Origin of the sequence: Actinophytocola xanthii (assembly GCF_001921205.1) — a bacterium.
GTDB classification, from domain to species: domain Bacteria; phylum Actinomycetota; class Actinomycetes; order Mycobacteriales; family Pseudonocardiaceae; genus Actinophytocola; species Actinophytocola xanthii.
This window is the reverse complement of the sequence record NZ_MSIE01000146.1, coordinates 1-6,035: the sequence shown is the minus strand read 5'-3', so window position 1 is coordinate 6,035 and position 6,035 is coordinate 1. Positions and strand designations below refer to the sequence as shown.

Genomic DNA, 6,035 nt, shown 5'->3' with positions numbered 1-6,035 from the left:
CCCGAACAACGCACCGTCCTGGAACAACACCCCGAACAGCTTCCGAATGTCGTAGAGTTTGTGCTCCGAACAGCGGACGAGGTCGGTATCGTTGATAATGATGCGGCCGGTGTTGGGTTTGAGGAGCCCGATGAGGCATTTCAGGAACACCGACTTCCCGGTGCCCGATGGGCCGAGCAGCACGCTCACCTCACCGGCCGGCAACGTCAACGTCACGTCCTGCCAGATACGCTGGCGCCCGAAGGACTTGCTCAGCCCTTCGACGGCAACCTCGACGCCCAATCCGCACCTCCGCCGGTGGCAACGCAGGCGCCATCGCGACGCGTCGGAGAAAGTCCGCCACATCGACACAACGTCGGCGTTTATTACCGCCGAGTAGGTTAGCTACGTCTCATTCTCGCTGGCAAGGAACGAGCGACAACGGTCCGTTTCTTGATTGCCGGTGATAATTCAGGACCCGGCTTTTGTACCCGGGTGCGCAAGTTCGGGCCGGATCCGGCCGGTGCCGATGAGGGCTGTCGCGGCGGTCGAGCAGGCCGAGAAACCTGCCGCGCACCCGCTCGACGGCGTCGGCGTCCAGGCTGGTCAGCAGGCCGCGCAGGCTGACCCCACGACCCATGGGCGGCGTCGAACTGAGAGCGGATCGTCGTCGCGACGCAACCGGACCAGGCGGGAGCTACGTCCGATCGACATGCGCCTGCTGCCGATCGTCGTCCTCGTCCTCGCGCTGAGCGCGGCGTGTTCCAGCCCGCGCGACTGCACCGGGATCGGCAGCATGCCCGGCTTCGGCGTGGACGTCGACCCCGCCCTGGCACCCCGGATCAGCGGGGGCACGCTCGCGGTCTGCTGGGCGGAGACCTGCGGAACCCATCAGGTCGACCTCTACCCGGCGACCGCGGCCGAGACCAGCACGTGCACCGGGGAGCTCTGCTCGGCCCGCATGCGCCGCACCGGCGCCCTCCACGGCTTCGTGACCGTTCCCGACCTGCCGGAGGCCGAGGTACGGGCCACCCTGCGGCTGACCGATCGGTCCGGCAAGGCCGTCGTGGACCAGGCCCTCGACGTCACTCCGACGATGACCGAACCCAACGGCCCCGGCTGCGGCGGCGGAAGCCCTCAGTCCCAACTCCGCGTCACCCCCACCGGCACCATCAAAACCAACTAACCAACCCCAACTCATTCCCTGCCCAAAACCCACCCCCCACCCAACAGCAACCTCAGGGGAACGTGACGCAAACCAGCCACCCCCCACGTCCCCAACCCCCACCCACGCCGGAACGCAACCAACACTTAAAAACCCGGGGAGGCGGACTAGTGCGAGAAGTGGCGGGTTCCGGTCAGGTACAGCGACGCGCCGGCCGCCTCCGCGGCGGCGATCACCTCGGCGTCGCGAACCGAGCCGCCGGGTTGGACGATCGCGCGCACACCCGCGTCCAGCAGCAGCTGCGGGCCGTCCGGGAAGGGGAAGAACGCGTCGGACGCCGCGACCGAGCCGGAGGCGCGGTCGTCGGCGCGGGTGATCGCCAGGCGGGCCGCGTCGACCCGGTTGACCTGGCCCATCCCGACACCGACCGTGGCGCCGCCGGCGGCCAGCACGATCGCGTTGGACTTCACCGCGCGGCAGGCGCGCCAGGCAAAGGCCAGGTCGGCGAGGGTCTGGTCGTCGGCCGGCTTGCCGGTGGCCAGTGTCCAGTTGGCGGGGTCGTCGCCCTCGGCGTCGAGCACGTCGAGGGACTGCATCAGCAGCCCGCCGGACACCGCGCGGGTCTCCGCACCGCCACGGCTCGGCGACGGCGCGACGAGGATGCGGATGTTCTTCTTGCGCGACAGCACGTCCAGCGCACCGTCCGCATAGGACGGTGCGATGATCACCTCGGTGAAGACCTCGGCCACCTGCTCGGCCATGTCCACGGTCACCTCGCGGTTGGCCGCGATCACGCCGCCGAAGGCGCTCAACGGGTCGCAGGCGTGGGCCTTGCGGTGCGCGTCGGCGATCGCGCCCACACCGTCCACTGTAGAGATCGCGATACCGCAGGGGTTGGCGTGCTTGATGATCGCGACGCAGGGCTGCTCGTGGTCATGGGCGGCACGCCAGGCGGCGTCGGAGTCGGTGTAGTTGTTGTAGGACATCTCCTTGCCGTGCAGCTGCTCGGCGGTCGCGAGCCCGGTGCCGCCGTGGCTGGACACGTAGAGCGCGCCCTGCTGATGGGGGTTCTCGCCGTAGCGAAGCACGGTTCGCCGCTCCCAGCTGGCACCGACCCAGCGGGGGAAGCCGTCGGGCTCCGGGGCGAGCACGTTGCCCATCCAGGAGGCCACGGCGATGTCGTAGGAGGCGGTGTGCCGGAAGGCCGCGACCGCGAGCGCCTGCCGGTCGGCGAGCGTGAAACCACCGTCGCGCACCTGGTCGAGCACCCAGCCGTAGCGCTCCGGGTCGACGACGACAGCCACGTTGGCGTGGTTCTTCGCCGCGGCGCGCACCATCGCCGGCCCGCCGATGTCGATCTGCTCGACGCACTCCTCGGCGGCGGCGCCGGAGGCGACCGTCTGCTCGAACGGGTAGAGGTTCACCACGAGCAGGTCGAACGGCGTGATCCCGAGCGAGGTGAGCTGGGTGGTGTGTTCGGGCTTGCGCAGGTCGGCGAGCAGGCCTGCGTGCACGCCGGGGTGGAGGGTCTTCACCCGGCCATCCAGCGACTCCGGGAAACCGGTGACCTGCTCGACCGGCGTGACCGGAACACCGGCGTCGGCGATCGCCCTCGCGGTGCCGCCGGTCGACACGATCTCCACGCCGCTCGCGTGCAGGCCGGTCGCGAGCTCCAGCAGGCCCGCCTTGTCCGAAACCCCGATCAGGGCCCGGCGAACCGGGCGCCGCTCGTCACTCACTCCGATGCTCACCTTTCGTCCGTGCACCGTGTAGCCCTCCCGGGCCAACAGCGCGATCACGTCGACCAGCAGGCGACGTTCCACGACCTTGATCCGCTCGTGCAGTGTCTCGACGTCGTCGTCCGGGGTGACGTGCACGGCCTGCTGGGCCACGATCGGCCCGGTGTCCACGCCGGCGTCGACGAGGTGCACGGTGCACCCGGCGACGCGGACGCCGTGGGCCACCGCGTCGGCGACCGCGTGCGCGCCAGGGAAGGCGGGCAGCAGCGCGGGGTGGGTGTTGACCACCCGGCCGCCGAACCGGTCGAGGAACGCGGGCCCCAGGATCTTCATGAACCCGGCCGAGACCACCAGGTCGGGCCGGTACCGCTCGACGGCGTCGGCGAGGGCGGTGTCCCAGGCCGCACGGTCGGGGTGGTCCCCCAACCGCACGACGAAGCTCGGCACACCCGCCCGCTCGGCACGGGCGAGCCCCTCCACCCCGTCTCGATCTGCCCCGACGGCGACGACGCGCACGGGGTAGGCGGGATCCGCACTCGCGTCGAGCACGGCCTGCAACAGGGTGCCCGAACCGGAAACCAGCACGACGACCCGGGCGGGAACGTCCGGCCTCACCGAGGCCGACGCGCTCAGCGGGAGCTCCAGGGACGCATAGCCGCAGCCTATGCGCCATCAAGTTGGTCGGGACGTGGGGGCCGCAGCTAGGGCACGTCCCCCGGCTCGCCATGCCCGGGCGGGCCGCTTGCGGGGGCACCGTCCGCCTCGTCGGGTGGGGCGTCGTCGGCATCCCCATCCTCACCCGAACTCTCCGTGTCCTGGCCCGGGTCTTCGTCGGCGTCCGGGTTTTCGTCGGCGTCCGGGGGTTCGTCGGCGTCCGGGGGTTCGTCCTCGGCGGGGATGAGGCCGGGGAGTGCGCCTACCGGGTGCGGGCCGCCGAGCAGGGTGACGATCGCGGCGGGGACGGCCACCCACAGCACCAACGCCAGTGACACCGCCGCCGGGCGCAGGGTGACCGGGTCGAAGGCTCCTGTCCCCAACCGGCCGCCCGCGCTTCCCGCCAGCACCACGAACGCGACGGCGACCACCCCCGCCGCGACCGCGACGGCACGCAGCCGACCCATGGGCTCCACGTCCAGAGCCCGCACGCGACGGCCCACCAGCATCCCGACGCCCGCCGGCAGCACGCACAGCACCGGCCACCACACCGCCTCGCGTTCCGGCAGTGCGGCCAGGAGCGGCAGCACGGGTACCCGCCCACCGCTGAACACCAGCGGGGACACCACGACCTCACCGAGCGAGAAGCCCGGCCCGGCGACGAACGACGTCCCCGCCACGACCGCGTTCGGCAGGTAGCCGAGGGACAGCAGCAGCATGCCGATCCCGGTCCCGGCGTCCGACCCGAACGCCGTGACCATGTCGCCGACCGTCCCCAGCGAGGTGAGCAGGCCGAACGTCACCACTGCCGCACCCGCCGCCAGCAGCAGCACGACCGCGAACGCCCCGGCGCGCAGCCCCGCCAGCGCCACCTCGTCCATCCGGGCGAGCAACGGCTCGGCGACCTCGCGCCGACGCAGCACCCCCGCCGTCGCGGCGAGCGCGGACAGCAGCGCGGGGTAGGCGCCGGCGAGCAGCGGGTCGACCTCCACATACCCGGCGGGGTACAGGGCCGCGGTCACGACGCCGGTCAGGGCGTGGGTCCCGGCGATGGCCGCCACCGCCTGGGCGGCCTCGCGGGAGGTCGACAGCGCGAGCCGGTCGGCGGCGCCGGCGGCGGCGTGGGCGACGAGGATCACCACGGCCAACGTCGGCAGCAGCGGGAGGACGCCGAGCTCGGGGCCGCCGAGCGCGATCGGCACCTGGTGTGCGGCGAGCCAGCCGGGCAGTGCCGCGGCGAGGACACCGGAGGTCGAGAAGTGGGCGAGCGGGGCGACCGCCGTGGTCAGCGCGAACAGCGCGGCGACCGCGGCATGCCCGGTGACCACCGGGACGACGGCGGCGATGGCGAGGACGCGGAACCGGGTGAGCCCGGAGACCGCGTCCTCGCCGATGGCGTCGGCGTTATCCAGGTCGGGAGGTGACGACGCCATGTGGTCAACCGTCGCATGTGGACCACATCGGTCCGGGTCACGGCGCGCCCGGGCTCACCTGATCAGGTGAGGAACGGCGATGGGGTGGCACCAGAACACCGGTACCACCCCATCGAAGTACGAACCGCTACTGCTGCGGGTAGCCGCCGGGCGGGGTGCCCGGAGGCTGCTGCTGGCCGAACTGGCCCTGCTGCGGCGCGAACGTGGTCTGCTGCCCCGGAGGAGCCGCCGGCGGCTGGCCGAACTGGCCCGGCTGCGGGGGCTGCTGCTGCTGGAACGCACCGGACGGCGGGTACATGCCGCCGGGCTGCCCCTGCCCCCCGTACGGGTTGGGCGCCGGGGGCTTGATGATGCCCGAGTCGAACAGGTACGCCGCGACGGCCGCGATCATCTGGAGGATGCCGAAGATCATCACCATGATGCCGCCCGCGCCCAGGTCGCCGTCCGAGGTGAAGACGGTGAACAGGAACGCGAGGCCGGTCGGGACGATCAGCGCGACCGGCAGCAGCCCCGGCTTCTTGTCCTCCCCGGGAAGGATGACCTTGGCGCTGATCAGACCGCCGGCCAGCATCAGCGCCGGCACCCAGCCGAGCAGGTTCTCGTAGAACGAGACGCCGGCGCCGTCGGAGACGCTGGCGAAGGCCAGGAAGAGGATCAGCACACCGAGGCCTGCGGTGACCAGGTGCGCGATCTGCGGAAGCCCGAGCTTGGGACCACTCCCGGGCGGGCGGCCGTAGCCGCCAGGGCCTTGTAGCGGCTGCTGCGGGCCTTGACCCGGGTATCCACCCGGCGCACCGCCTGGGAACGTCATCGCGTTGCTCTCCTCAGCTCATTCGACGCGACTGCTATGCGAACGATCGTGGACGAGCCGGCTGGCAGCCGGCCTCCCCGCCCTCGGACGACCGTGGCCCACCGGAGGTTCCCGTGCCACGAGACCATTGTGGGGCCGGACGCTACACCAGCGCCCGGCCCCACCTGTGGTTGACTCGCTGGCCGGGTCAGCCGGTCTTACCGACGAGCTGGCGGGCGAGCTCGGCGGTCTCGGACGGGGTCTTGCCGACCTTC

The 6,035-nt window shown here is 71.7% G+C and carries 5 protein-coding genes and 1 pseudogene; 1 reads left to right on the top strand and 5 read right to left on the bottom strand.

Annotated elements, in window-relative coordinates; genetic code table 11:
• The coding region (locus tag BU204_RS37390; RefSeq protein WP_143230044.1) for an ATP-binding cassette domain-containing protein at window positions 1-282 on the bottom strand (282 nt) is incomplete at its 3' end.
• A 226-nt stretch (window positions 283-508) separates the two neighbouring features.
• On the opposite strand from BU204_RS37390, the gene BU204_RS37385 reads away from it, so the two are divergent.
• On the top strand, window positions 509-1,165 hold the full coding sequence (locus BU204_RS37385) for a hypothetical protein (protein ID WP_143230043.1): 657 nt from the start codon (window positions 509-511) through the stop codon (window positions 1,163-1,165).
• Window positions 1,166-1,311: 146 nt separating this feature from the next.
• Here BU204_RS37385 and purH read toward each other — a convergent pair whose 3' ends face one another.
• From purH to BU204_RS37370, 4 genes and pseudogenes are all read right to left on the bottom strand, one after another.
• A complete protein-coding gene (purH, locus tag BU204_RS37380; RefSeq protein WP_198943119.1) occupies window positions 1,312-2,889 on the bottom strand; it encodes a bifunctional phosphoribosylaminoimidazolecarboxamide formyltransferase/IMP cyclohydrolase in 1,578 nt (525 codons plus the stop codon).
• A 3-nt stretch (window positions 2,890-2,892) separates the two neighbouring features.
• Window positions 2,893-3,498: pseudogene (gene purN, locus BU204_RS41020) on the bottom strand (phosphoribosylglycinamide formyltransferase); the annotation flags it as partial.
• Window positions 3,499-3,584: 86 nt separating this feature from the next.
• A complete protein-coding gene (locus BU204_RS37375) occupies window positions 3,585-4,970 on the bottom strand; it encodes a cell division protein PerM (RefSeq protein WP_083661987.1) in 1,386 nt (461 codons plus the stop codon).
• 127 nt (window positions 4,971-5,097) lie between these two features.
• Window positions 5,098-5,781 (bottom strand): DUF5336 domain-containing protein, encoded by a 684-nt coding sequence (locus BU204_RS37370; RefSeq protein WP_075130515.1) that lies wholly within the window; start codon window positions 5,779-5,781, stop codon window positions 5,098-5,100.
• Between the last annotated feature and the right edge of the window lie 254 nt (window positions 5,782-6,035).